26 protein-coding genes are annotated in these 26,954 nt (G+C 40.2%); 18 read left to right on the top strand and 8 right to left on the bottom strand.

All coding sequences use genetic code 11. The annotated features are described in order from the left end of the window. The first annotated feature begins 25 nt into the window (after window positions 1–25). Window positions 26–1,021 (top strand): adenosine kinase, encoded by a 996-nt coding sequence (locus EHQ52_RS03525; protein ID WP_135613884.1) that lies wholly within the window; start codon window positions 26–28, stop codon window positions 1,019–1,021. On the opposite strand, the gene EHQ52_RS03520 is transcribed toward EHQ52_RS03525, so the two are convergent. Genes EHQ52_RS03520 through EHQ52_RS03505 form a run of 4 tightly spaced genes read right to left on the bottom strand, consistent with a single transcriptional unit; the run spans window position 1,018 to window position 4,865 of the window. After that, entirely contained in the window at window positions 1,018–2,283 is a 1,266-nt protein-coding gene (locus EHQ52_RS03520) for an LIC11270 family surface protein (RefSeq protein ID WP_135613883.1), read from the bottom strand. The genes EHQ52_RS03525 and EHQ52_RS03520 overlap by 4 nt on opposite strands. Further along, window positions 2,280–3,101: a hypothetical protein gene (locus tag EHQ52_RS03515; protein WP_135613882.1), complete on the bottom strand. Its 822-nt coding sequence runs from the start codon at window positions 3,099–3,101 to the stop codon at window positions 2,280–2,282. The genes EHQ52_RS03520 and EHQ52_RS03515 overlap by 4 nt, the downstream gene beginning before the upstream one ends. Then, window positions 3,098–3,925, bottom strand: coding sequence for a tRNA pseudouridine(38-40) synthase TruA (gene truA, locus EHQ52_RS03510; protein WP_135613881.1), 828 nt, complete (start codon window positions 3,923–3,925; stop codon window positions 3,098–3,100). Before truA ends, EHQ52_RS03515 begins: the two co-directional genes overlap by 4 nt. 58 nt (window positions 3,926–3,983) lie before the next feature. Next, the gene (locus EHQ52_RS03505; RefSeq protein WP_100711437.1) at window positions 3,984–4,865 is read right to left on the bottom strand and encodes a DUF2225 domain-containing protein; all 882 of its coding nucleotides are present in this window, start codon (window positions 4,863–4,865) and stop codon (window positions 3,984–3,986) included. Between the two features lie 134 nt (window positions 4,866–4,999). On the opposite strand from EHQ52_RS03505, the gene EHQ52_RS03500 reads away from it, so the two are divergent. The 8 genes from EHQ52_RS03500 to lsa25 (EHQ52_RS03465) all read left to right on the top strand — a co-directional run bounded on the left by EHQ52_RS03500 (window position 5,000) and on the right by lsa25 (EHQ52_RS03465) (window position 13,956). Beyond that, window positions 5,000–6,109: an LIC11274 family protein gene (locus EHQ52_RS03500; RefSeq protein ID WP_135613880.1), complete on the top strand. Its 1,110-nt coding sequence runs from the start codon at window positions 5,000–5,002 to the stop codon at window positions 6,107–6,109. Window positions 6,110–6,307: 198 nt separating this feature from the next. Beyond that, window positions 6,308–7,105, top strand: coding sequence for a lysophospholipid acyltransferase family protein (locus EHQ52_RS03495; RefSeq protein ID WP_135613879.1), 798 nt, complete (start codon window positions 6,308–6,310; stop codon window positions 7,103–7,105). Beyond that, a complete protein-coding gene (locus tag EHQ52_RS03490; protein ID WP_135613878.1) occupies window positions 7,102–8,577 on the top strand; it encodes an acetyl-CoA carboxylase biotin carboxylase subunit in 1,476 nt (491 codons plus the stop codon). The genes EHQ52_RS03495 and EHQ52_RS03490 overlap by 4 nt, the downstream gene beginning before the upstream one ends. Beyond that, window positions 8,574–9,053 carry an acyl-CoA carboxylase biotin carboxyl carrier protein subunit gene (locus EHQ52_RS03485; protein ID WP_135613877.1) on the top strand — a complete coding sequence of 160 codons (480 nt, stop codon included), beginning with the start codon at window positions 8,574–8,576 and terminating at the stop codon, window positions 9,051–9,053. Before EHQ52_RS03490 ends, EHQ52_RS03485 begins: the two co-directional genes overlap by 4 nt. A gap of 225 nt (window positions 9,054–9,278) precedes the next feature. Continuing rightward, the gene (omp85, locus tag EHQ52_RS03480) at window positions 9,279–10,802 is read left to right on the top strand and encodes an Omp85 family outer membrane protein (protein ID WP_135613876.1); all 1,524 of its coding nucleotides are present in this window, start codon (window positions 9,279–9,281) and stop codon (window positions 10,800–10,802) included. Between the two features lie 10 nt (window positions 10,803–10,812). After that, window positions 10,813–11,499: a surface adhesin Lsa25 gene (gene lsa25, locus EHQ52_RS03475; RefSeq protein WP_135613875.1), complete on the top strand. Its 687-nt coding sequence runs from the start codon at window positions 10,813–10,815 to the stop codon at window positions 11,497–11,499. A 242-nt stretch (window positions 11,500–11,741) separates the two neighbouring features. Next, window positions 11,742–13,259 carry an Omp85 family outer membrane protein gene (gene omp85, locus EHQ52_RS03470; protein ID WP_135613874.1) on the top strand — a complete coding sequence of 506 codons (1,518 nt, stop codon included), beginning with the start codon at window positions 11,742–11,744 and terminating at the stop codon, window positions 13,257–13,259. 10 nt (window positions 13,260–13,269) lie between these two features. Then, window positions 13,270–13,956: a surface adhesin Lsa25 gene (lsa25, locus tag EHQ52_RS03465; protein ID WP_135613873.1), complete on the top strand. Its 687-nt coding sequence runs from the start codon at window positions 13,270–13,272 to the stop codon at window positions 13,954–13,956. Between the two features lies 1 nt (window position 13,957). Here the strand turns inward: lsa25 (EHQ52_RS03465) and nadB are convergent, their stop codons facing one another. Both nadB and EHQ52_RS03455 read right to left on the bottom strand, forming a co-directional pair. Continuing rightward, window positions 13,958–15,574, bottom strand: a complete 1,617-nt coding sequence (gene nadB / locus EHQ52_RS03460) for an L-aspartate oxidase (protein ID WP_135613872.1) — start codon at window positions 15,572–15,574, stop codon at window positions 13,958–13,960. A gap of 44 nt (window positions 15,575–15,618) precedes the next feature. Further along, a complete protein-coding gene (locus tag EHQ52_RS03455; RefSeq protein WP_135613871.1) occupies window positions 15,619–17,439 on the bottom strand; it encodes a S41 family peptidase in 1,821 nt (606 codons plus the stop codon). Between the two features lie 133 nt (window positions 17,440–17,572). Between EHQ52_RS03455 and EHQ52_RS03450 the strand changes: the two genes are divergently transcribed. Beyond that, window positions 17,573–18,451 (top strand): hypothetical protein, encoded by an 879-nt coding sequence (locus EHQ52_RS03450; RefSeq protein ID WP_135613870.1) that lies wholly within the window; start codon window positions 17,573–17,575, stop codon window positions 18,449–18,451. A gap of 89 nt (window positions 18,452–18,540) precedes the next feature. On the opposite strand, the gene EHQ52_RS03445 is transcribed toward EHQ52_RS03450, so the two are convergent. Further along, entirely contained in the window at window positions 18,541–19,287 is a 747-nt protein-coding gene (locus EHQ52_RS03445) for a pyridoxine 5'-phosphate synthase (protein ID WP_135613869.1), read from the bottom strand. Window positions 19,288–19,401: 114 nt separating this feature from the next. Here EHQ52_RS03445 and EHQ52_RS03440 point away from each other — a divergent pair, with 114 nt between their 5' ends. The 8 genes from EHQ52_RS03440 to EHQ52_RS03405 all read left to right on the top strand — a co-directional run bounded on the left by EHQ52_RS03440 (window position 19,402) and on the right by EHQ52_RS03405 (window position 26,361). After that, complete coding sequence (locus EHQ52_RS03440; protein ID WP_135613868.1) at window positions 19,402–19,839, top strand: TIGR02300 family protein; 438 nt, start codon at window positions 19,402–19,404, stop codon at window positions 19,837–19,839. Window positions 19,840–19,859: 20 nt separating this feature from the next. Further along, entirely contained in the window at window positions 19,860–20,732 is an 873-nt protein-coding gene (gene miaA, locus EHQ52_RS03435) for a tRNA (adenosine(37)-N6)-dimethylallyltransferase MiaA (protein ID WP_167492172.1), read from the top strand. A 14-nt stretch (window positions 20,733–20,746) separates the two neighbouring features. Beyond that, the gene (gene hfq, locus EHQ52_RS03430) at window positions 20,747–20,998 is read left to right on the top strand and encodes an RNA chaperone Hfq (RefSeq protein WP_008592014.1); all 252 of its coding nucleotides are present in this window, start codon (window positions 20,747–20,749) and stop codon (window positions 20,996–20,998) included. Beyond that, entirely contained in the window at window positions 20,999–21,874 is an 876-nt protein-coding gene (locus EHQ52_RS03425; RefSeq protein WP_135613866.1) for a hypothetical protein, read from the top strand. Beyond that, window positions 21,875–22,936 carry a mannose-1-phosphate guanylyltransferase gene (locus EHQ52_RS03420; protein WP_135613865.1) on the top strand — a complete coding sequence of 354 codons (1,062 nt, stop codon included), beginning with the start codon at window positions 21,875–21,877 and terminating at the stop codon, window positions 22,934–22,936. Window positions 22,937–23,217: 281 nt separating this feature from the next. After that, window positions 23,218–23,949: a hypothetical protein gene (locus tag EHQ52_RS03415; RefSeq protein WP_135613864.1), complete on the top strand. Its 732-nt coding sequence runs from the start codon at window positions 23,218–23,220 to the stop codon at window positions 23,947–23,949. Window positions 23,950–23,959: 10 nt separating this feature from the next. Continuing rightward, window positions 23,960–24,424, top strand: a complete 465-nt coding sequence (locus EHQ52_RS03410; protein ID WP_008591961.1) for a chemotaxis protein CheW — start codon at window positions 23,960–23,962, stop codon at window positions 24,422–24,424. Further along, window positions 24,421–26,361 (top strand): hypothetical protein, encoded by a 1,941-nt coding sequence (locus tag EHQ52_RS03405; protein WP_135613863.1) that lies wholly within the window; start codon window positions 24,421–24,423, stop codon window positions 26,359–26,361. Before EHQ52_RS03410 ends, EHQ52_RS03405 begins: the two co-directional genes overlap by 4 nt. An 84-nt stretch (window positions 26,362–26,445) precedes the next feature. Here EHQ52_RS03405 and EHQ52_RS03400 read toward each other — a convergent pair whose 3' ends face one another. Beyond that, complete coding sequence (locus tag EHQ52_RS03400) at window positions 26,446–26,946, bottom strand: LIC_12238 family plasminogen-binding lipoprotein (RefSeq protein ID WP_135613862.1); 501 nt, start codon at window positions 26,944–26,946, stop codon at window positions 26,446–26,448. Between the last annotated feature and the right edge of the window lie 8 nt (window positions 26,947–26,954).

Raw genomic sequence — 26,954 nt, 5'->3', positions numbered from 1 at the left:
ATTAATATTTAATATCGGAGAAAAAATGAAACATTACGACGTATTCGGAATAGGGAATGCACTTGTGGATATTCTAATCCCTACCGAAGATTCTTTTTTACAAAAAATGGGCTGGAACAAGGGAATTATGACCCTGGTGGACGCAGAAGTGCAGGGTGGAGTTCTTACTGCTCTGGATGGACATAAAAAAGAATTAAGATCAGGTGGAAGCGCGGCTAATACAATGATCGCGCTCGCAAATTCAGGCGGAACTGGAACTTATACCGGAAAAGTAACTGAAGACACTTACGGGGAATTTTACAAACAGGACATGGAGAAGGCGGGTATCTTATTCGAAGTTCCTCCTTCTAAAGAAGGACATACCGGAACCTGCGTAATCCTAACTACTCCAGATGCAGAAAGAACAATGCTCACTCACTTGGGGATTTCTTCTACATTGACCAAACAAGATTTGGATCTGGAAAAACTGAAGGCATCTTCTTATAGTTATGTAGAAGGATATCTTTGGGACGGACCTTCTACAAAGGAAGCCTGCCTTCTTGCGATGGAAGAATCCAAAAAAGCGGGAGTAAAAGTAGCATTTACTTTCAGCGATCCATTCTGTGTAAATCGTTCCAGAGAGGATTTTCTAAAACTTACAAAAGATTATTGTGATTTAGTTTTTTGTAATGCAGAAGAAGCAAAGGCACTGGCTGCTGTCGAATCCAAAGAAGACGCCTTAAAATTTATCTCTTCCATTTGTAAAAATGTAATGATGACAGACGGATCAAATGGGGCATTCGTTTCCGTAAATGGAACTATCAGTCATATAGGTGGATTTCCAGCTCAGAATTTATTAGATACTACTGGAGCAGGGGACTGCTTTGCTGCAGGTGTACTTTACGGACTGACTCATGGATTTTCACCTGAGAATGCAGCAAGATGGGGAAATTATGTTGCATCCAGGATTGTACAAGAGATCGGACCTAGACTTTCTGTCAGACTTATGGGAAGACAGGAAGAAATATTAGGAAAAGTTTAAGGACAAGAATAAGATAAAGAAACGGTGCTCATATTTCCGTTCGCAGGGACGGAAAATGTGAGCGGAGTTCCTACAATTGTATCCGGAAAACCGTCCACATAAGAAGTGTCCGAAAGACAGTATAATTTATGAGTTCCTGAACTGATATATTTGATTTTTGAGATCCCATTTCTTGCTGGTGTCGCGGCTAACGGAAGTTTTTCAAGAATATCCGTTTCACCTTCTCTGAAAACCGCAAAGTAATGAGTTAAACTTCCAGAACCGCCTGTAATCGCTAAAGAAGAAGCGTTACTTGGATATATCGTTCTGGATCTGGATAAGATCCCTCCGCCTATATCGGATTGACCTGCATGTTTTGTTTTCCAATCACTGATAGAGATTAGAGTCGCAGCAGTGCTTCCATCAGCAGCTTTGATAGAGTGAACCATTAAATTTTCCTTAAGGTTCATTCTTACTTCGAAAATATAAGGTTCGTATCCAGGTTTAAAATCCATGTCCGATTCTCCAGCTTGTACTGCATAGAGAAGCGGGAATACTAATGGATAACCTGATTTGTCAGTAGTTCCAGCAGCATATGCTAGTCTTGGAACTATATTAAATCCATAAACGCCGTAGTTATCAAAGAAGGTTACTTTGGTAAGGTCTACACCTGGAGAATTTCCCCAACCAGTAACCAAGGAACGAACATAAGTTCCTGTATAATAGTACTGGCTTGCAAGTCCTGTATTCGTTCCAGAAGTAGGATCGTTAGAAGGGAATTCGGCTCCTTCTCCATTTAAGAATTGGACCATTTTGAATTCACCGTTTAGAGACCGGCAGGTGTTTGCATTCAATGTATAAGGCTGGGTACAATACACTTCTCTGTTTGGAGCAACATTATCCCAGAAACCTTTTGCAGCTGCAACAGTTCTGATCTGAGAAAGATTGTTTAGACCGTCTTGGTACTTGGAAGAAATACGTATCTCACCTATATCAATATAGATGGGAAGATTTTCCATCTTAGGAAGAGCTGACAGGTTGAATGTAGGATCTCCTGAAGGATCTTCGTAAACATCCCCAGTTCCATTATTGTATTCTGAAAAATCTAAAGGACTGTCAGTCGCGTAAGTTCCTTTCATTAGAAGTAACATTCTGCTATTGAAAAGAGTACTTACCACTGGATTATCTGTGGCGTTTCCTTCCCAATGTCCTACCTTACAATCTGAAAAGAATGTTAATAAAAAGGAAGAAAGACATAGAAGGCGATTTGCTTTCGAAATCATAAGAATACGCTCACCATTAAACCGAAATGGAAAAATTCTGTATCCACTTTATTATAATAATACGGGTTATTCAACCTTGGATCTACAGTAGGACCTACATAAGGATACTTTGTTTCCGCAGGTGAATTTAAATCTGACTCATAAATTTTATTATAATCCAGTCGGATACCGATCCGGATCTTCTTGCCTGCCACGAAACTGGCTTCAAATCCAGCGTATAAAGTATCGTTCCAACGGGAAGTGTTTGCGGGTCTTGCAACCACATAGGTTTCTCCGAATCCAGCCTTGACCATGAATGTGATTGGAAGTTCGAAAGGAAGTTTATAACAGAGTGCAGAATAAACTGGGATTGTGGTAAGCGCTCTTTCTGACCTGGACAAATAGTTAGAATAAGAAGCTCCCACTTCTACATAAAAGATCCAAGGCCAAGGAACTCTATAGAAGAATCCACCACCCAAAGTAGTATCTAAATATTTTTGGGCCTCTGATCCAGGGAATGGGTTAGAAGCTCCGACCCAGGCGCCTATTTCAGGTTTTCTGTTATCGTAGAATGTAGGAAGTTCTTCCTCTAATTCCTCATCATCGGTGCTGTCTTTTTTATCTGAATGCGTAAGTCCTGAAGAAGGAAGATTTCCACCAGCTTGTGCCAGGATCAATTCTCCATTTTTAAAACTATTCCCTATCTTACTGAAATCTATAAGAGGAGAAATAGGTCTTTCTCCCTGATATTTTACAGCTTTATTATCCGGTTGGTCCGGTACAGAGAATGCTTGCGCCCAAGGAAAAAGTAAAAATGCGATTGGCAGTAGTTTTTTCATCTAGCAACCCCGCCGAATTCTTTTCTGCTTTGGTACATACGATCTATTTCTGGAACAGAATCGTAGTACGCTTTTAGAAAATACAATCCGTAAGGGGGGAGAGTGATCCCTGCTATGGTTCTATCTTTGGAAGAAAGTATTTTCAATATATTCGTCTCTTTGCGCTTCTCGATCGCTATTTCAAAAAGTGTTCCGGTCAGGATCCGGACCATATTATGGAGGAAACCGTTTGCCTTGATCCGTAAACGAAGAAGTCCGGGCTCTTCTTCACTTTCTATAAGGCAAGCATCATAAATGACCCGAGTAGTTGTCCTACGGTTCCGCATCGAAGTGGCTTTTGCCAGGCTTCGAAAGTCATGCTCTCCCTTTAGTAGTTCCAGTTCTTCTCTTAAGCGGGAAACGTCAATCCGATGTTGGTACCAGAATGCTCTGTTTTTCCAAACTGGTCTCGGGAACCTTGCATTCACTAAAAGGTATTCGTACTCTCTTGCAGTACAGGAAAATTGAGAATTAAAATTCAGGGGAACTTCTGTGATCTCATGAATTGCCAGACCCCGGTCGGTGAGTGCATTCATTCCTAGTAGGAACTTCGACAGGTTGGAAATAGGGGAGTCCGTCTTAAAATTTACGATCATTCCTCTAGCGTGAACACCAGTATCTGTTCTTCCTGCTCCCCAGATCCTAGTTTGTTTTTTCAGCAGGATTTCCAGAGCCTTCTCTATTTCTTCCTGAACTGTGGGAGATTGTTTCTGGCTTTGGTATCCGAAAAAACATCCACCATCGAATTCAATCAGCAGGGCATAGTTTCTAGGATCTTCTGTCATAGTCGGGAGCAAAAATGGGATGGAATACGACTAAGAGGAGAAGGGTGAGACAATTCTCTTATTTCTCTCCGCCCATTTCTTCTATGATCTTATTGTATTCATCATAGAGTTCTTTGGCCATATCAATGATCACGGAAGGTTTGGATTTAGAAGCCTTACCCGAACCGTACAGTCTAGAGAGAGTTCTTTTGGCACGGATTAGAAGGTTCAGTTTAGAAGCAGCATCTGAGGCAAGTTCTTCCTTGAACTTCATTGTGAGATACGCGGAAAGATAAATAACTCCGTCAAATCCCCAGTTTTTGTCAGTATCAGGTCCGAGTAGATAAGAAGCAGCATCCACTGGTTCGGAACCGGACTGCATGATTTCCATTGTATCAGTATACCAGCCGGCAGACTTTTGATAGAGAAGGTCCCGGATCTTATCGTAACCTAAACCTGGAAATTCTGTATTTACATCATCAAAGTACCAGGCACCTCGGACTGCACAGACCGCTTTTTTAGGTGTAGGAGCTACTGTCACTTTTCTGGATTGGTAACATTCAATCGCTAATAGATAAGATGCAGCTCCCAGGATCAGGTTTCTTTCCTGGTAGAAATCAGTAGGTCCCATGATGGACTCTATGTTTTTACGTCGAATCTCTGCGGATTCTCTCAATTTTGCGAGTTCATCCGCATCTAGGCTTGACCAGTCCTTAGGAAATGCAGTATAAAGACAACGTGGGCATACGTTTAGAACGTAATCGTTAGGGGAGACCCTGCCGAATTTTTTGTTTTTTTCGTATAAGCGACGTAATTCCTGGGTGAGTTTGCCTGCGATAAGCCTTCCTCCACCTTGGAACATACTTTCTCTTTGGTGGACCTCGCTACAGATAGGGCAGACCGTATCTTCTTTGTTACGAAACGAGATTTTTTTGCCTTGGGCTAATGCAGTTGCTGTCATACGAAGAATTTCCGGAAAAATCGAGCCGGAAGCGTCAATTCTCACCGTATTCTAACCGATAGACTAAGAAGAAAAGCACGATTTTCGGGTTGAACCCGGTCTTCTCAGGAAGATGCTAAGGAAAAGGTCCTCCAATGAAAAAACTTCTCGTTTTCATGATTGCGATGTTAGTCGCCCCAGTTCTATTACACGGCGAAGCCGTTTCTATGAAATCGTATAAGAAGAGGATAGAACTCTTAACATATCTAAGAGCGATTGAGCCTGTTGTAAAAAATTATCCTGGAGAGGTAAAATCCTCCGGAAACGGGCAAACCCAGGCAGATGGGGAAAGACTCGCGAAATACAAAGAACTAAAAAGATTATACCAAGAAGGACTTTTGTATTTCTTCGAAGGGAATTATGTAAATTCTTATCGTAGATTTTTGGAATCCCAACTTGGAATGGAACTTCTTTTGGAAGAACTTTCTCAAGCTTATGTGGAAAGAACAGAAGAGATCCTAAAAACAGCGATCGAAAAGAAAAATCCAAACAATCCTATGGATAGAGCACTTGTGGATATTTCTGTGGAATACGGAAAAACAAGTTATATCCGCGCGGACATTAAGGAGAATAGAGAAGCTCCTTATACCCGCAGAATGTACAACCCAAGAGAATTCCATTACGTGGTGAATAAATACACCATCGAAAAAAATATGGAGTTAGGTTATCAATTCTTGGGAGAAGCCAAAGAAGCTAGGAATAACGCACTTAAAATAGAAAAACATTTGGAAAAACACCAAAAGCTCCAACCTGAGCATAGAAAACATCGTATCGAAATGTATTTGGGAGCGATCAATCTTTGCAGGGACGCAAGAGCCAATGCGATGAATATTTTCAAACTTAAGTATCCTTATGATAATTATTATCTGCAAAGATCTGATGCTAAGTCTGAAGAGACTCGTAATGAGATCGGAGAGGTCACTCCTGGCGAAGTTGTTTCTGTAGAAGGAGTTACTTATGACTTCTCTACTAACCCACTGGTCCGTGCAGATAATAGAATGAGTCCTGTATTCGATAAAAGAATTCCTGATGATTACCGTAGAGATGCTGTAGATATTTTAGGTAGAGTTTATGACGACGAGATCGACAATAAGCTGTATCTTCGTTGGGATGCTGAGACTCGTAAAAAACTTCTGGGAGATAAAATTCCTCCAGGAGCTGCAAAAAGAAAACAAGCTGCAGCGGCAAGCCAACCGAATAAATAAGATCTTTCCATTCTTCTGAAAAAATGAAAAGGCCTGTTTCCGAAAGGGGACGGGCTTTTTTATTTCTGCAATTCCATTATAGTTAAAGCGAACATTGTAAGTTATGTCCAAGAAGATTTATTGCAATCGTGTTTCTCCTTTTGAATACTTCTAAGAATTTGCTTTCCTTGTTCAGTGATGTACTAAAGCATAGTTCGCATGAATCCACTCAAGTTTATGGAAAGCCGTTTGGGCAGGTTTTCCCCGAAGTATCGTAAGCTGGTATTACGCACCTATGTCGTAACCCTAAGACTGGTACTTACGGTAGCATTTCCGAATATGATCGCCGGGATTTTTTATGCGATCATAGGTAATAGAGAAAAGCAGTACGTCTCTTTTCTAAAGGGTTCTAAAACTTGGGGAACCGCAGTCATTAAAATGACTAAAACGGATCTAATGATAAAGAATGAAATGCAGATCCCTGAAAAGGGTCATATGATCTTCTTAAATCATGTAAACGAAATAGATTTTCCTTATGATTGCCTAGTAGTAAATAAACCGTATCTTGCAAACCAAGTGATCAAAAAAACTTTAGTGGCTTATTGGTGGATGAAGGCAATGGGCTCTCAGGTTTTTGAAACTTCTAAAGCTGCTACAATCGCAGTATCAGTTCGTAATTTAATAAAAGGACTTTCTACTACTTCTTATATAGTTTATCCAGAAGGTCATAATTCTTATTCTGAAATTATACAACCTATGCAAAAAGGGATGATTAAACTCGCATATGAGAATAAAATTCCTGTGGTAGTTGTCCTAAAATCAGGGATCACAACTTACCAAACGGAGCCTATGTTTGCTAAAGTGGGATATAAATTTATAGGAAGATACGAACCCTGGACTCATGAGACCTGGGAGAGTTTTAGAGATTTCTTATACGAAACCATGAGCCAGGAAAAGATCGCATTAGATTCCGAGGTCGGAACAGTGCGTGAACCTGTCTCTTCTAAATCCAAGTGATCAAAAGACTACTCATCGCAAATAGGGGAGAAATCTCTCTTCGTATCCAAAAAACCTGCAAAAAGTTGGGCATTGAAACTGTAGCTGTATATTCAGATGCAGATAAAGATGCGCCATTTGTAAAAGCAGCGGATTTTTCTTTTTATTTAGGGGAGTCAGAACCTTCTAAATCTTATTTAGTAATTCCTAATATATTAAGAGCCATCAAAGAAACTGGTGCGGATGCGGTTCATCCAGGTTATGGGTTTTTATCCGAGAAGGCTGAATTTGCAAGAGAACTTTCTAAAGCGGGAATTTCTTTTTTAGGACCTAAAGCAGAAACTGTGGACCTAATGGGAGATAAGATCCGTTCTCGTGCAGCAATGGAGAAGGCCAAAGTTCCTGTTGTTCCTGGATATGAAGGGGATTCCCAGGAACATTCTGTTTTATTAAAAGAAGCAGAGAGGATCGGGTTCCCGGTCATGATCAAGGCAAGCGCAGGCGGTGGCGGAAAGGGGATGAAACGTGTCTTTTCGAAAGAAGAATTTTTACCTGCATTAGAATCTGCCCAAAGAGAAGCAGGAAATGCTTTCGGGGATGCAAGAGTATTTTTAGAAAAGTATATTATAAATCCTAGGCATATAGAAGTTCAGGTATTCGGAGATTCTTCCGGAAGAGTAATCCATCTATTCGAAAGAGAATGTTCCATCCAAAGAAGACACCAGAAAGTAGTGGAGGAATCCCCCGCACCAAATCTGCCTTCTGAACTGAAACAAAAGATTTGTGAAGTAGCAGTTAAGGCCGCTTCTTCTATTGGTTATATTGGCGCAGGAACAGTTGAGTTCATTTTGGGAGAAGATGGATCCTTCTACTTCTTGGAAATGAATACGAGACTTCAGGTAGAACATCCAGTTACTGAATCTGTAACTGGTTTCGATCTAGTCGAATGGCAGATCCGAATTGCAGAAGGTGTGAGTATAGAAAAACTCACCTCCGGAAAATCTCCTTCTCAAAGCGGACACGCAATCGAAGTCAGATTATACGCAGAAGATCCTGAGAATGAGTTCCTACCTTCTATCGGAAAGATAGAACTCGCAAGATTCCCTGAGACCCAAAACCTAAGAATTGATTCGGGAGTAGTGACTGGTTCCGAAGTTTCTCTTTATTACGATCCTATGCTTGCGAAAGTGATAGGGATCGGCAAAACAAGAGAAGAAGCACGTAAAAATCTGATCGCAGGTCTCGAAGAAATAATCGTATTCGGGCCGATCACAAATCTGAATTATCTAAAAGCAATATTGGAACATTCTGAATTCGTAAAGGGAAATACAGATACTCACTTTTTAGAAAAACATAAAGTAGTTTGGGAAGAATTTGGAGAAGAAAAAGAAGCACTCATGAGAACCGCTTCTTTTCTTGCAAACCGTACAGTAAAAACTTCCTCCGTATGGGATGCTGTTGGGCCGAACGGAGTTTGGGGAGAAATATCTTGAACCGCTTGTTTCGACTCCAATGGAAAGAAAAAGAATATGTATTGGATCTGGGTGATCCTTCTTCCAGACTATTTGGTCCTGAAAAAAAATGGGAGTCACTTCTCACTCATTATTCTTGGAATAAAGAAGAAGATGGTTCTTATTCTTTACCTGATGGAAGTGTTGCATTACTTAGAAGCGGGAAACTTTTCATCCATACAAAGGGAAAAACATTCCAATTTGCGATCAAAGGAAGAGAAGTTTCGGATGCACAGGCTGCTTCTTTAGAGATCAAAAGTCCAATGCCAGGAAAGATCATCAAGGTAGAAGTGAAGTCTGGAGATTCTGTAAAAAAAGGACAAACTCTAGCAGTTGTGGAAGCAATGAAGATGGAGCATGCATTGAAGGCTGGAGCAGATGCAAAAGTACAAGAGGTACTCGCTCATCCAGGTGATATTGTTTCCCAAGACCAGCTTCTGATCAAATTAGGCGAATAACAAATTTCCACGCGCGCCAATACTGAAATGTTTTCCGAGACTGAAACATTTCAGTATTGTTAAAAATTAAATTCTTATTTCGAACAAACGGTATAATAATTTTAGAATAAGGTTCAAGTTGAAGCCCATGACCCTTGATCAAAAGAAAAGGTTCCAGGAATAAATTTGACATTGGGTCAGACACTATTATACATTGCGAATTCCATAAAAATTTCCAGGTACTGCATGAAGCATTTCCTCATTCGCATTGGCATAATTGCTATATTGGCCTTTGTATCGACTCAAAATATCTCCGCTGATCCAGGGCTCTTGGATGGTTGTGAAAAACCTCCCGAGAGAACGGATCTACCATTTTACATAAGTCCTAAAAGACAACTTTGTAAAAAGGATCTAGAAAAGAAGAAGGAAGGTTGGTTCCCAACTGGACTTCCTCTTTTAAATTCAGATCCGAATACAGGGATTGGTTATGGTATTCGTGTATTCGCATATAATAATGGAAAAAAAGAAGATCCATTTTTTGAATATACACCTTACAAATTCAGGATCTATGCTCAATACTTCAATACTACAAAACAACGTCAGTATCAAGACGTTGCTTTCGACGCTCCTTATGTGTTCGGAACACAATGGCGTTTAAGAGGTGAAGGTGTTTATGATGCCAACCCGAATACGTTATTCTTCGGTTTAGGAGAATCTTCTCTACAAACCTTAAGTTATACGGATAGAAACCAGGATGGTGGGACGGTTCATACAAACTCAACTTTTGCTGACCAACAAAGAAACTTGGCTTATACTAGACCAGGTGGCCCTGGCGATCCTGTAGATATTAACGGTTCTGTATACAACGGATTTCCGGCTCAGAACGGATTTAGAGTTACAGACTCTCAGTACAACCGATATAATTTAATCTCTCCTACAGCAATGCTCAGTGGAGAAAGATCTTATGTCGGAGGAACTGTCCGACTAGTTGCGGGAATGCGTATGTCCCAGAATATTGTAAGAGCATTTGACGGAACTCTTGCGAATGCTTCCGATCCTTACTTAGATGGACTCGGGATCAATTCTGGTGGAAAGGCGATTAACGGTACTACTAAGATCACCGAAGATTATAATTCAGGAAAGATCTTAGGTTACCATGGTGGTATGGTAAATACACTTCGCTTAGGTGTTGTGTATGACACAAGAGACTTGGAACCGGATCCAAACCAAGGTGTTTTCTTAGAAGCAACTTACGAAAGATCTGCAAAAACTTTCGGATCTGATTTCGATTATTCCAAATATTTCACTCAGGCAAAATTCTTCTGGAGTCCGTTTCCGAAGGTTTTCGACAAATTGGTTATCGCAGGGCGAGGCGGTTTCTCCGTTACTGAAGGTGATGCTCCATTCTTCGAATATAGGAACATGTGGGGAACAGAAGGTGTGATTTCCGGACTCGGAGGACGTACTACATTAAGAGGTTATAAACAAGACCGTTTCGTGGGACGTGCAATGGGTTGGGGTAATATCGAACTTCGTTGGAAGTTTGGTTCCCTTTCAGTTGCTGGACAACACTTCGCATTTAACTTAGTTCCATTCTTGGATTTTGGACGGATTTGGGACGACGAGCATAAGGTTGGAACTAAGGATTATAAATATTCCAGAGGTCTCGGACTCAGGATTGCTTGGAACCAAACAACGATCATCATGTTCGACTATGCTGTTTCCAAAGAAGATAAGCAGCTATTCGTAAACTTCAACCACGCGTTCTAAGGAAAAAGAAATGAGAAAAGTATATTATATAATAAGATCATTATTCACCTTATTCGCGTTTAGTATGCTCGCGATAGGCTGTGAAGAGAAATTGGATCGTAGTCCTTATGGCTTCCGAGAAGAAGACGATAGTGACCTGATTGCGGGTGCACTCTTTTTCCAAAGTTTCACTAATAATGGAGATGGAACAACAACTGATGCTAGTGGCGGGTTGATGTGGAAGACTTGTAGCCAAGGCCAAGTATTCAGCGGTGATGCAAATTCTTTCAATTGTAGAGGAGCAAGTGGAACACTTGCTAATCCTAGTTCTTTCGGAGCAGAAGAGTTACAATATTGTAATGTAGATCTGAATTCTTGTAATACCTTAGGACTTCCTCAAACACTTACAAATGTATCTCCGATAGGAATTCCAGGTAGTTCGGAAGCATATGATTCCTGTGCAAATGATAACACAGGGGGTCATACAGATTGGAGAGTTGCTAGTTTTATCGAGCTAAAATATTTAAGCTCAAATAGCCGCAACTTCATGCTGTTAAAATTTCCAGATACCATAGAGTCTTTCTATTGGAGTTCCACAGCTAACGAGCAGGATATAGCAGGTAAAACAGCTAGAGCAGTATCTTTTACCAGAGATAAATTTGGCGACGACGAAACATTTAGCAAAACCAGCAGATATTTTGTTCGCTGCGTAAGATAATTTACAAATTCATAATACCCTCGTTTTCCTAAACGAGGGTCTACTTATATATCTCTTATATCTGAGTCGAAATCGTGTTTTACTAATGTATAATTAGATAATTTTTTTATAACCCCTGTGATGAAAGGGAACTTTTGCGTGATGAACGGGGTCACCAAAACCCTAATTCGAAATTTTCAATTGACATAAGCTCTTCCAACTTCAATAACTAACGAACTTAAAATCTTAAATCCGGAGTGTACATGAGGATTAAAGAAATTAAATCGCTGGTGCTAGCGATTTGTTTTGTGGCAGGCGTTCTAGAATTAAGCGCCGATGATTATATTCCTGAACCGGGATGCGAGAAGCCAGCTGCTCGCAAAAATTTACCGTTTCATATGGATACATCTAAACAGCTTTGTGCAAAAGACTTAGCAGTTAAAAGGGAAGGTTGGTATCCTACCGGACTTCCTCTTATTAATTCAGATCCACTTGAAGGTGTCGGTTTTGGTGTTCGTGCGTATGCTTATAATAACGGTCTGAAATCAGATCCGTTATTCGATTATACTCCATACAGACTTAGGTTCTTTGCTCAGTATTTTAATACTAGCAAAAATGCTCAATACCATCAGCTCAGTTTGGATATGCCATTTATTGCGAATACGCAATGGCGTCTTCGTGCAGATGCGTTTCTGACAATTACACCTACCACTCTCTATTTTGGAATAGGTGAAGGTTCCCTAAAAACTCTGAATTATTATGACCGTAACCAGCCGGGCGGAGATTATTACACAAACGCTACCTTCGCGGACCAACAAAGAAATAATAGCTATTATAGACCTGGAGGTCCTCAAGATCCGGTCAATTTTGGTGGGAATACTTACTACGGAGTTCAGAGCCAGCCTGGATTCGTTGTTACTAACAGAATGTACAACGGATACATTATCGAAACTCCAATGATTAATACGAGTACTGAGAGATCTTTCTTCGGCGGGACTGTTCGTTTAGTCGCCGGGATGAAAATTTCTGAAAATATTATCAGAACTTTCGATGGAAAAAAAGCACAAGGTTTCGATCCGGTTTTAGGTATGGATTACGGTGCATATGTGCCTAACGCCAAAACCCGTCTGACCGAAGACGCAGAAGCAGGAAAGATCTTAGGTTATCACGGTGGATACGTAAATGCAGTTCGTCTTGCATTAGTATATGATACTCGTGACTTCGAACCTGATCCAAACAGCGGAGTTTTCTTAGAAGGAACCTTTGAAAAGAACAGCAAGGCTTTCGGTTCAGACTTCAATTTCCAAAAATACTTTGCTCAGGGAAAATTCTTCTGGAGTCCATTTCCGAAAGCTTTCGAAAAACTCGTTATCGCTTCTCGTTTTGGAGCAGGACTCTCCGAAGGAGATGTTCCATTCTTCGAATACCGTAACATGTGGGGAACAGAAGGTTTGATCGGAGGACTCGGAGGTATTCGTACCATCCGTGGTTACAAACAGGACCGCTTCGTAGGAAGAATGATGGGCTGGGGTAACCTGGAGGTGAGATGGAAATTCGGATCCTTAAAAGTAGGAGATGAATACTTCGCATTTAACTTAGTGCCATTCATGGACTTCGGACGAGTTTGGGACGACGAACATAAGGTTGGAACTAAGGATTATAAATATTCACATGGTCTCGGACTCAGGATCGCTTGGAACCAGGCAACGATCATTATGATCGACTGGGCAAAATCAAAAGAAGACGAACAATTATTCGTAAACTTCAGCCACGCGTTCTAAGGAAAAAGAAATGAGAAAAGTATATTATATAATAAGATCATTATTCACCTTATTCGCGTTTAGTATGCTCGCGATGGGTTGTGAAGAGAAATTGGATCGTAGTCCTTACGGCTTCAGAGAAGAAGATGATAGCGATTTAATCGCGGGTGCACTGTTTTTCCAAAGTTTCACTAATAATGGAGATGGAACAACAACTGATGCTAGTGGCGGGTTAATGTGGAAGACTTGTAGCCAAGGCCAAGTATTCAGCGGAGATGCAAATTCTTTCAATTGTAGAGGAGCAAGTGGAACACTTGCCAATCCTAGTTCTTTCGGAGCAGAAGAGTTACAATATTGTAATGTAGATCTGAATTCTTGTAATACCTTAGGACTTCCTCAAACACTTACAAATGTATCTCCGATAGGGATTCCAGGTAGTTCGGAAGCATATGATTCCTGTGCAAATGATAACACAGGTGGTCATACAGATTGGAGAGTTGCTAGTTTTATCGAGCTAAAATATTTAAGCTCAAATAGCCGCAACTTCATGCTGTTAAAATTTCCAGATACCATAGAGTCTTTCTATTGGAGTTCCACAGCTAACGAGCAGGATATAGCAGGTAAAACAGCTAGAGCAGTATCTTTTACCAGAGATAAATTTGGCGACGACGAAACATTTAGCAAAACCAGCAGATATTTTGTTCGCTGCGTAAGATAATCTAAAGAGGCGCTTGCAGGTCCCCATGGACCAGATCATTGATCAAAATTGTATCATGTCTGGATGGGGATCTGTTCTCTGGATAATCAGTAGAATAATGTAGTCCTCTACTTTCGTGCCTGGCAAGTGCAGAACGAATAATCAATTCAGCCACCAAAACCAAATTACGAAGTTCTAATAGAGGATTTGTGACTATTGTTCTATTATAATAGTCTCTAACTTCTGCATAGATCAGGTCCATTCTTCTTTTTGCTCTTTCTAAACGTAGATTAGAGCGAACAATTCCCACATAATTGGACATTGTGTTTTTAATCTCCGAAAGATCATGGGAGATCAATACCCATTCTTCCGTATTTACCAGACCCTCTTTGTCCCAATCAGGAATTTGTTTATGTTCAGGTAAGAAATCAGGTGGATTTTTACGGATCTCTTCTGCGATACGATTGGAGAATACAAGACATTCTAATAAACTATTAGATGCCAGACGATTACCACCGTGTACTCCAGTGCAGGAAGCTTCTCCCGCAGCGAATAAATTCTCTATTCTAGTTTTTCCCCAAAGGTCAGTTGCAATTCCTCCACACATAAAATGGGCCGCAGGCACAACTGGGATCGGATCCGTAGTGATATCTATTCCCAGCTCAAGGCATTTTGCATAAATAGAAGGGAAGGCTTCTTTAATTTCTGCAGCAGGTTTATGTGAGATATCCAACCATACATGCGGATCTCCGGACTTCTTCATTTCCGCGTCAATCGCTCTTGCAACTATATCTCTTGTGGCAAGATCAGCCATCGGATGGTATTTTTTCATGAACGGTTCCCCGTCCATTCCAAGCAATACTGCACCTTTTCCTCTGACTGCCTCTGAAATTAGGAATGAATCACCTTTTTCATGATAAAGAGAAGTAGGATGAAATTGGTAAAATTCCATATTTCGGATCTCTGCTCCTGCACGATAAGCACAGGCAACTCCATCTCCGGTTGCGATCTTAGGATTTGTAGTATGAGAATATACCTGTCCTGATCCACCACTTGCAATAATTGTTTTTTTAGCAAGGATTGGGATTACTTCTCCTGTTTGGTTGGAGAGAACATAAGCTCCAAAACAGATAAGTCCCTTCTTTTTGAGATGGTGAGGAGTGATCAGATCTACCACAGTATGGTATTCTAATATTCTAATATTTGGGTTTTGTTTTACGATCTGTAAAAGTGTTTTTTCGATCTCGTGACCTGTTCTGTCATGAGCGTGAACAATTCTATTTGTTCCATGTCCACCTTCTCTATGAAGATCGAATTCACCCTCTTGGTTTAGGTTGAATGGAACGCCGTATTCTAAAAGTTCTTTGACTAGAGGAGGACCTTCTTCTACCAAAACACGGACTGCTTCCGGATCACAGAGGCCTGCTCCTGATTCCAGTGTGTCTGTTACGTGATCTTCGAATTTGTCTCCTTGAGCAAAAACGGAGGCGATCCCGCCCTGAGCATAATTGGTATTAGACTCGTAATCGGACTTTTTGGTCACGATCACTGTTTCGCCTACATTAGAAAGTTTTAATGCTTGGAAAAGGCCGGTAATACCGCTCCCAATGACTAAAAAATCGGTTTTAATTCTTGGCATTTATACAGATTTTCGGCGGCTTTACACCGCCGAGATTAGATTGATTACTTACGTTTTGTACCAGTATTTAAAAGAGCATCTACGTAATCTATAGAACGGATCAATTGAAAGTCAGGCTTGATCGGATCGTTCTTATGTTCTTGTATGAACTTCTCCGCTTGTCCGTTTGATTTTACCCAGCCTTCTAATTTTTTCACGTCGAAATGGCTTTTTTCTTCAGCAGAAGAAGGTAACTCTGGAAGGTGATTCCACATGTTTTCTTCGCGGTAATGAAATGGGAAACTACCATCCTCTTCGGAAGAAACATCCACATCAGGTTTAACTCCGACTACTTGGATCGTATTTCCGGAAGGTGCATAATATCTGGACTGAGTAAGTTTGATATAATAAGCTCCGTTTCCTCTTAACTCTTGTAGTTTTTGAACGGTTGCTTTTCCGAACGATCTCTCTCCCAGGATCAAACCACGACCGTGATGTTTAAGTGCAGAAGCTACAATCTCAGAAGCAGAAGCAGACTTTGCATTGATTAGAACTGCAACAGGTAGATCAGTTAGATCTTTTTTACCTGCATTAGAATCTTCAGGACTTCTGTTCGGACTTTTTACGGAAACGATAAGTCCGTTAGTCACAAACATATCTGCAAGATCAATTGCTAGATCCAAATAACCACCTGGGTTATTTCTAAGATCCAGAACTAGCGCTTTTAGTTTGGTTCCTTTACCAGTAGATTGTTTTTCTAATTCTTTAAAATGTTGAACGAATTCTTTATCAACAGATGGATCTGATTTTACGAAACCAGTTAGCTTGATATATCCGATATAAGGATGATTGTCTATCAGCTTACTCGTAATATTTCGGATCTCGATAGTATCTCGGATCACTTCGATCGCCAAAGTTCCTGCCACACCTTTTCTGCGGATGGTGAGAATTACTTTGGATCCTTTTTTTCCTTTGATCCTTTCGACTACTTTGTCGAGTAACATTCCTTTTGTGGATTTTCCATCCACTGCAAGGATCACATCTCCTGCGCGAACACCAGCAGTAACTGCAGGTCTTCCTTCTAATGGGTTTTCTACGATAACTTCTTTATTACCGCCGCCACTCAAGATTGCTCCAATTCCTTCGAAACTTCCGTCTTCGATTTTTGCCATGGATTCTTCCCAGGCAGCTTTTAGGAATACTTGGCTATGTGGATCTAAAGAAGAAAGATAACCGTTTGCAGCAGCTAGATATACATCCTTGATGCTGAATGGCTCTTTATCTTTAGTATCTTCTTCTCCAAATGGGTCTTTGAGTGGAGGAGTTGTATAGTTTTGCAGATTTTTTTCGAGATAAGCAAGGACTCTATCAAAGTCTTTTTTGGAAAAATTGGTCTGTTCCCATTTAGCGGTCAGAACTTTTTTGCGGACCTTCTCCCTTTCAACTAACTTGAGAACCTCGTCATTTGAAAGTTTAGGTTTGTTAGACTCTTCTTTTAATTTTCTGTCTCGGATCTTCTCTACTTCTTTATAATCCGGATCGAATAGAACAAATTTGTCCTCCGGAGAAAGTTTGAAAGATTTGCCCGGGAAAATATCATCCGACTCTTCGTATTTTTCTCGATCAGTAAAATAACTTTCCGGATATAGATAGAGGCCATGAGGCAAAGATAGAAGTGCAAAAACCGCTGCGTCCTTATAGGCACGGTTTTTATCTATATTTTTATCTATATAGTTTCCCTCAACAGTCTTGACTACGCTGTCAAAATCTTTGAGAGTGAAATCTGCCGTGGTCTTGGAATTTCCGGAAGAGGGTTGGCAGAAGAAGATGCTCGTACATAAGATAACTGAAAGAAAGGATAAGGAGAGGGATCTCAAGCTTTTCAAATCGGGTCCTCTTTTTTCAAGGTTGATTTTCGATCATTTTCCACCCGGAACAAGCATTGTCAATCTATTCCCCCGAAATCTCTTATTCTATAAAGTTTTGGAAAAGTTCTGTATTCTTAGTTTTTTCTGCTTTGTGGGAACTTTTTACTGCACTTCTGTTTCCGTCCCAGGCGGGGGAAGATTCGGGTCGGAACTCATACAAGAACAGGCAATCCTAGATTTTTACGGAACAGAAGAAGAAAGAAAATCTTCTTTAGATTTATTAAAATCTTCCTGCAGATCCCTGAGAAAAGATAGGGGACTCGCTTGTTATAATTTATCCATTTTATACGATTCTTTGGGAGAAAATCAATCTGCTTGGGAATACGCAGTCAGAGCAAAAAATTCTGATCCAAACGATCCTCTTTACCAAGAACTTGCATTCTCTTCTTCTTTAAAATTGGAATCCGAAAAATCTGCTCTCGCGGACCAGGAAGAAGTTTTGTATAAAACTGCAATCTCCGCATGCAAAAAAGGGAATATTGCAGAAGCTTCCGAATCCGTTTCTAAACTTATAGAAATTCAATCCATTTCCAAAGAATCCTTAACCAAAGGAATATTTGCAGAATGTGGACTGGACAAAGAATTAATCTCTAAAGCAAAACCGAACACATTCAAACCTTCTTCCGAATATTATAAATTTCTGGAAAAGAACCATCCATATAAAAAGGTCTGGGACCTAAGTGGAGAATTCGGTAGGACCCCCAAGGATCTGGTTTCAGGGAATAAAGCCACACAATCCTGGAAAGAACTCAAAAAAGCGGTTTCTATAAAGGACCAGGTTTCTGCCAAAAAACATCTTTTGAGTTTTAAATCAAATTTAGAAGAATTAGCCAAAACAAACTCAGAGACTTCCTTACTCTCCGCGAATTTAAAAAAAGCAGCTTTTTTACTACTTTCAGAAGATTCGAATTATTCTTCTTTCAAGGAACTCGCCAAAGAACTTTCGGACTCTCCTGTTCAAGTTAAATGAACTAGTTCCACGCAAAGTCGCAAAGGAAAGAAGGTTTTTTCCCTTAATCGATAACAAACCTTAGCGGTCTTCGCGGCTTCGCGTGAAAATTAGCTAAGAGCCTTTAGATATTCCTTCACGGATGTCTCTAACCCGACTTCGAGTGCGTAAGACATTAGTCTGTGGCCGATGGACACTTCTTCCAAACCTGGAAGTTGAGAGAATAGAGGAAGATTGAAATGATCCAGGTCGTGGCCTGCGTTAATCCCTATTTTCTGGGACTGTAGGAACTCAGCCGCGTTTTTGAAAGATTCGAAAGAGGATTTACCTTTTTCAGGAGAATGATCAAAAGCGTGGGCATAAGGACCTGTATAAAATTCTACACGATCCGCGCCGGTATCTTTTACTAATTTAAGATTCTCTAAATCCGTCTCCATGAAGATAGAAACCCGGATGCCAGCATCTTGGATACTTCGGATATAATTTTTCAATTCTGAGGAGTCCTTCTTCAAATCGAAACCATGATCAGAAGTGATCTCTCCTGGAGTTACTGGAACTAACGTCGCCTGGTCCGGTTTTGCTTCCAGAACAAGATCTAAAAATCGGGAAGAAGGTTCTCCTTCCATATTATATTCTATCTTCTTCTTTTTATCCCTATTGTAGAACGTGAGAAATTCCCGCAGATCGAATACGTCGTCTTTTTTTATATGTCTTTCGTCTTCTCTGGGATGAACTGTAATTCCGTGAGCGCCGGAATCCAAAATTAGTTTGGATAGATAGATCAGGTCCGGATGATTTCCACCTCTGGAGTTTCTCAAAGTTGCAATTTTGTTTACATTTACGCTCAGATGGACCATAAACCTTGAATATTTTGAAGAGCTACATTTTATACGTTTTTTTTAAAAGGACTTACAAAATATACCTTTTTCAACTTGAATCGGAATAGGTGTCTTCCAGCATGGTCAATTCCGATGGCAACAGCTAAGAAAACGGTTAAGAAAAAAGCTGCACCGAAGTCCAAACCTCCGGTGAAAAAAAGTGCTCCTAAGAAAAAAACTCCTCCGGCAAAAAAGAAGGAAGTTGCTAGCACAAGCAAGCCTGCAGGGACCAAAAAGTCTTCTGCATCCAAATCTTCCCTCAATCCTCTGGGTAAAAAGTTCACCTGTCATACTTGTGGAACTAAGTTCTACGATCTAAACAAAGAAGTAAAAATCTGCCCTAAATGTGGAGCCGATCAAAGTAAACGTCCTCCTTCCAAATCCAGGTCTCGTGTCGCTCGAGTGGAAGAAGAAGAGTTTCCAGAAGAAAACTTAGAGTACGATTCTGATGCAGGTTTCGAAGAAGAAGAAGGTGGTATCGTAGAAGAACCACTTGAAGAGGAAGAAGACGAGGAAGAGGAGGAGGAATAATTCCCCCTTTTCCTTCCATTCTGATCATCACCGCTCCTACCGGGGCCGGAAAAACGGCTCTGGTGAGAGAATTAGATCCTTCCCGTTTTGAAATTATCTCCTTTGACTCCAGACAGATCTACAAAGAGTTAAGTATTGGGACTGCAGCCCCAAGCCAGGAAGACTGCGAAAAAATCCCCCACCATCTAGTTTCATTTCTTTCACCTTCCGAATCCATAGACGCAGCAAAATTTGTAACAAAGGCAGAAGAAGCACTGGATGATATACTTTCCAGAGGCAAAATCCCAGTTTTAACAGCAGGCACAGGGTTCTATTTAAATGCTTTTTTGTACGGAATGTTTCCCGTTCCAAAAATCACTGAAGAAATAAAAGGGAAAGTGGAATCCTTAAGTATGGAAGAAAGAATTAAGGAGCTCCAGAAGCTAGATCCCAAAGCTCTCCAAAAAATCTTTCCGAACGATAACTACAGATACGGAAGAGCCTTAGAAGTAAATTGGATGGGAACTCTTTGGTCCGAACTAAAAGTGGAAGAGGGAAAGGGCGCCCTAATTTCCAAAAATTTGAATATACTCGGGGCCTTCTTCTTAGATCTGGATCGAAAGGAATTGTATAGCAGGATCGATTCCAGGGCCAAAAAAATGATAGAATCTGGAATGGCAGAAGAAGCAAAAAGGGTCTCAGATAAATACGGGGAAGATTGTCCCGGTCTTCAGTCCTTAGGTTATAATTTCGCGCTTGAAAATATTAAAGGAACGTCCAACCTTGAGACATTCTTTGGGAATTTAAGCCAGTCTCATAGGAATTACGCCAAACGTCAGATTACTTGGTTTCGAAAGCAAAAGATCTTGGAACCGATCCATCCGAGTGAAGCGTATAAAAAGATAAAAATATAAACGGATAAAAATCTATGTCTGCTAAAAATAATATACAGGACCAACTGCTCAATACGGCTAGAAAAGAAAAACTAGAATTGACCATCTATCTTCTTAACGGAGTTCCTTTAAAAGGGAAAGTGGTAAGTTTTGATAATTTTACTATAGTCCTTGAGCAGGAGAATAAGCAGAGTTTGGTGTACAAACACGCGATCTCCACGATCATTCCTTCCAAAGTAATCAAACTTTATACAGAAGAAGCAGCAAAAGAAGCTCCTTCCGCCTAAATGTTCCGAAAGATAGGCCGGGCACTTTTCATTCTATTTATATTAGCGGGGATCATACTTGTATCCTATCCGCTTTTTTTTATAAAAGAAGGAGAAGCCCTGCTTGTCTGGGAACAAGATTCTAAGTTAGTTTCCTTTATTCGTGGTCCGGGCTTTGCCTATGAGCCCGCTGTGATCCAATTCTGGGAAAAGTCCGTTCGTAAAGAATCCTTAAACTCATTGGCTTTAGAGTTAGAGATACATCACGATCTTTCTTCCGGATTATTCTCCGAAAAATCGGAAGAAGGTAAGATCAGAGCGAAATTGGACCTATCCTTTCATTTAGAGGAAGAAGGATCCAAAAAGTTTTTTCTCTCCGGAGGAAGAACTGACCAAGGAAGAGCAAAATATCTCTCTAATATTTTTCAGTCCAAGCTTAGAGCTGGGATAGAAGATGAGAAAAATATCAATTTAAACAAAGATTCTATCTCTGCCTTTTTAAGGAACGATATCGTTAGAATTCTCTCGAATGAAGTTTCCTGGCTTAAGATAGAATCGGTTCGCATTATCAGTCTGGATATTCCTGATCCGATACTCATCGCGAATATATTCCGTAATCCTAACTATATTTTGGCTAAAAAGTTAGAAAGAATAGAAGCCTTAAAAAAGGCGGAATCTTACTCTATACAAGAAGAAGCAAAACTTGCAGTTTCCAAAAAGAAATGGGAACAATATAAGGATTTTCTAAAGAAGAATCCGGATATGAAGGAATTCCTACTTTACGATAATATCGGAGAGAATGTGGATGTTCTACTTCTTCCTTCCGATACAGTTTTTGGAGATCCTAAATCTTTGAGTAAGAAAAAGTCCGCCCCCAAACCTAAAGAGGTGGAATAAATGACACAAGACAAACCCGTAGTACTCATCATGGCGGGAGGAAAGGGAGAAAGATTCTGGCCAAGATCCAGAGTTTCCACTCCTAAACAACTCCAGAAAGTATATTCTAAAAACACTCTCTTAAAAGAGACTTTGAATCGTGCTTATACGATCACAAGTCCTGATAGAGTTTTTATAGGAACAAATGCTACTTTAAAAAAAGCGATACTTGCTCAGGAAAGAAGTTTCCCAGAGAATAATTTTATCATTGAGCCTGAAGGAAAAAACACTGCACCGATCATTGCTCTCGCTTCTTTATATTTTAAGGAGAAGTTTGGAGATCCAATTCAGGTTGTACTTTCTGCAGATGCTTGGGTAAATTCAGACAAAGAATTTGCAAAGAGTATCCAAAAGGCTTTAAAAGAAGCAGATGAACATTTGGTTCTACTTGGTATCAAACCAAATCGTCCTGAAGTAGGTTACGGTTATATCGCTTCTGGAAAACCAACTAAACATGGATTCGAAGTAAAATCATTCTTCGAAAAGCCGGATGTAAAAACTGCTCTCAAGTATATTAAAAAAGCAAACTTCTATTGGAACCCGGGGATCTTTCTTTGGAAGACAAGTTTGATCTTAGATGAGTTCGAAAAACATTCTCCTAAAATTTTAAAACCTCTTAAGGATAGATTTCCATTTAAGAAGATGGGAGATCTGGGAGAAGCATTCAAACTTCTACCATCCGAGCCGGTTGATATTGCAATCATGGAAAAGAGTGCTCGTATCCGAATGGTCGAAGCAAGTTTCTCTTGGGACGATGTTGGCTCTTGGCTTTCATTGGAAAGAGTATTGCCTGGAGATAACCAAGGCAATCGTCATATCGGTAAAGAAATTCTATTTTATAAATCCGGAAACAACGTCACTCAAACTAGAAAAGAATTCACTGCATTACTTGGAGTGCAGGATATCGTAGTCGTTGAAGAGGAAGACGTTCTTTTCATTGCTTCTAAAGAAGGAATAGGTGATATCAAGAATATGGTAGCCGAGATCCGTAAAAATAAAGGTTTACAAAAGTACACCGAATAATTTCCTGACAGGTTAGGAACAGAATCAGGAGAACCGAATGCCTTCCGGTAAAAAAAGAAAGCGAAGAAAGATCGCGACTCATAAGAGGAAGAAAAAAAGAAGACAGAATCGTCATAAGAAGAAAGGCAAATAAGATATTCTTTTGATATCTAAAGACCGGGAAATCGAATCGAAGACCCGGTCTTTTTCGCCCGCCATCCTCATCGGGAACTCTCCCGACTCGAAATTAGCAACTATCAAAGCCTAAAGCAAAATTCAAAATTTGCCGATCATGTTGCTGTATGGCCTCCTTCCAGGACTATTCTCTTTTAAGACGTTGGTGGAAACCCGAGTTTCCTCCAGCCAAAGGATATACAAAATCCTACCAAGCTAAAACTCCAGATGGAGATATTCTCCAGGCGGACTTTCATTTTCATGATCGTAAGATCAGACTTACTTTGGAAGCCGCCGGAGAGAATGGCCGCATTTATGTTTCCACTATTAGAGATGGATCCATCCTAAAAGAGACCGACCTAACCACAGGTAGGTCTTATCCTCTTTATTCCAGATTCGCACCATTTAGAGACTTATTATCTTCTCTTCCTGATAAGGATGCTTTGCAGATTATGGGCGGGGCGTACGGAGTTTCTCCTGAACCATTGGGGGGACCGGAGAGAAGGACTCCTAAACCTTGGGAAGTTTCCACCAAGTACGATCATATTTTTGGGATCGATAGAAATCCTAGATCCTGGAAAAGATTTTTCCAAAGAGAGAAAAAAGAGCCCTTATGGACCAGGATCAAAAGAAGGATCTGGGGAGATCTACAGGACTATTCTTTAGGCCTTGCATCCGCTCTAGGAATCTGGTATGCGTACATGGATTTTTATTTGCTCGGATTTTCGCTCGCCGTTTTCGGTTTGCTTTTTGGCGGATTGGACTGGATACTGAGGAAACGCGATCCGCTTTTTTCAAAAGTTGTAATCTTTTTAGGTTCTGGATCGTATTTTTATTACTACGGATTCACCCGTTTCTAAAGGAGGGGGAATGTCCGCCGAAATCGAACACCAGTACATTCTATTTAGCTTGGGAGAGGAAGAATACGCTCTTCCAATCGTTCTCGTTGATGAGATCATCAAGATCCATAACCTGGTAAAGGTTCCTAGATCCAAAAACTACTTCGCAGGTATCATGGATATCCGTGGTAAAGTAGTGAAGATGGTGGACCTAGGTGTAAAACTTAATATTCCCCATTCCCATGAGCAAGGTTATGACCGTGCGATCGTGGTAAAAATTGGCGGAGAATCCGTCGGTATCATAGTTGATAAGGTAGCTAACGTAGCTCTTTTTCCTCCAGAAACAATCAATCCTCCTCCTCCTTCAATCAAAGGAATTTCCTCCCGTTATATCACGGGTGTCGGTAAAAAGGACGATAGGTTCATCATCCTGATCGATATCGAAAAAATTCTAGGATCTGAAGAATTAGCGGAGTTGGGTGCCGGGGCGAAATGAAACAAGCCCGCCTAATAGTGGGCGTGTTACTCCTGATCATTTTTGGGTTAGGAGTAGGCGTCCGAACCGAGGCGGATGAGCAGGACCAAAGACTAGATCCTGCAGGTATTTATAAACTTCCTCATGAGGTAATCCCTCCAGCAACTCTCCGAACATTAAAGGAGAACTTACTCAATTCTTCTGACACTGCTTCTGATCCGATCACAATGATCCGTCAGGTTTTAGATCCTTACTATGCTCAATTCGTGGATCCAAAAAGAACGGAAGAAGAAAGAAGACTTGGTCGTATCTTCACAGAAAAAACAGATCGAAACACTCTTCGTCTTTTGATCTTAAAAATGTTAGGAAAGATAACTGGGGGACAACAACTTCGTGATTCTCCTATTTTATTCGAACTACATTGGTTACTCAGCCAAGAATATTCAAAGAAGAAACAGAACTTCAAGGCATTGGAAGAAGCCTTGGCGGCACTCAGATATAGAGATTTTTCTCATACAGAAGAATCATTTCCAAAAGAAGAAAGACTGAGAGAATTATACGATACAAACGAAGTCGATAGAGCAAGACAACACGCTAAGGTCAAAAAAGAATTAGAAAAAGCAACTCTAGATCTGGAAAATGCAAAGGATAGAGTCCATCTTTTAGAAGCTTCTTCGGCAAGGGAGAAGGATCTGATCTTTGAATCTAATCCCCCTGCGAATGCTCGCAAGGTTACTTCAAATGATATCAGTCTTGCAAAACAGAATGTAAAAACTGCGGATGATTCATTAAAAGGAGCAGCCAGCGCTTATAAAGATTCATTCGAGAATAATTATTATCCATTTTTCAAAAGAAAGTCTAGAGAAGACGCGGACATAGTTTTTGCCTTAGCGAAATTCGTAAAAGATTCGGAGAATGAAAACAAGGAAAGGCTAAAAGTAGTGAATAAAACCTCTGTGAGCGGGCAGGGGATCTTTGTTTTATTTGATTATAAAAGAAATACAGACTTCTTCGCTTATGCCGCTTTACTCGAGCTTGCATTTCGTTTAGATCCTGAACATTCTCAAATAGTTTTAGCCTTGGCAGAAGAGCTAAAATCCTCGGGTAAAAAAGCAAAGTCTCTAGACTTCTTCTTAAAATTTTTGGCCCTCGCATTAAAAGAAAATAAAACTCCAGCAGAGATTGCTTATGTATATCGTGCGATCGCTTCTTTACATACGGAACTCAAACAATATGTTTTAGCTGCGGAGTTTTACGAAAAATATTATCTTTCAGAACCCGATCCAAAGAAAAAAGGGATCTATGCATTTGAACTGGGGAATTTTTTCGAAAGTAAACTAGGCAATTTAGAATCTGGCAAAAAATATTACGAAGACTGGCTGCAGATTAGAGAGCAGGAAAAAGCAACTGCTTCTGATCTATCTTTTACGGATTCACAAGAAAGGATCCGAATGGAAGTCCTTGCTTATTTAGGGATCTCTAAACTATACAGATATGAGAAAAAACCTCCTAAAGAAAAAGAAGAACTCATTAGATCTATCCAGGCATACGATCGACTTAGGGAAAATTTAAAATTAGAAGAAGAAAAATATTCCCTAGGCAAAAAGGAATTATTACAGATCAAAAAAGGTCTCCTAGAGAGAACGAACGACCAAGACATGGCTCAATACAGACTCAAAAGTTTGGAGATGGAAGAATCCAAAGAAAAAATGGATATTATTAGAACTAAGCTGGATACTTCTCCTGGGCCGCGGGCAATGCAAAGATTATCCGTATTATATGAATTTGATAAGGATTACGGACAATCCAAGAAGATGAATGAAGAGATCCTAAAAGTGGGAAATCAAACAGAGATCAATCTTGCTTTAAAAAATATAGAAAGGATCAATAAAATTTTAGAAGACGGGATGCAAAGAGATCCTTATCCAAGGGATCCACTTTCAGGAGATACATATTAGGATCTTTCCGAAATACTTAACGAAACAACTTCTTGGAGTAAATTTTTGCCTTCCCCTTCGCCTGCACATCCTGTGCAGAGGTGCTTAATTTAAACTCTTCTTTGCTTTAGTGTATTTTTCCACATCGTCACCGGATTCTTTTTCTTCTTCTCTCTCTTCCGGTTCTATTACTCTGAATTCAACTTGATCGATCACTTCTCCCTCGTAGGAGACCTTGACTAAATATTTGCCTGCGATCAATTCTTGGAAACGACCTGTGATACTGGAGCTGGAAACTTCTGGCCTTTTACGTTTTACTTCTATCTCGTTAAAGCCAACTTGGAATCTGCTCAAACTTACATAGATCTCTGCTTCTGGATTTGGCATCCTGGAAAATTTATAAATATAAACTAATGTTTTGTTTGTGGGAAAGATCAACTTCTCCCTAGTAAGAGTAAATTCCTGAACTGTAGTGAATTTTTTCTCCAGCAGACTTTGTTTGGTCTCATCCACCAAAGCCCAGCCGAATTCTCCGCTCATTCCTAAACAGGAAACAAAGAGAAACGCGTATAACAAAATTATAAAATAGGAAAATCGGATATTCATTCCTTAGA

Source organism: Leptospira koniambonensis, from assembly GCF_004769555.1.
Classification (GTDB): domain Bacteria; phylum Spirochaetota; class Leptospiria; order Leptospirales; family Leptospiraceae; genus Leptospira_B; species Leptospira_B koniambonensis.
This window is presented reverse-complemented; position numbering and strand designations above follow the sequence as displayed.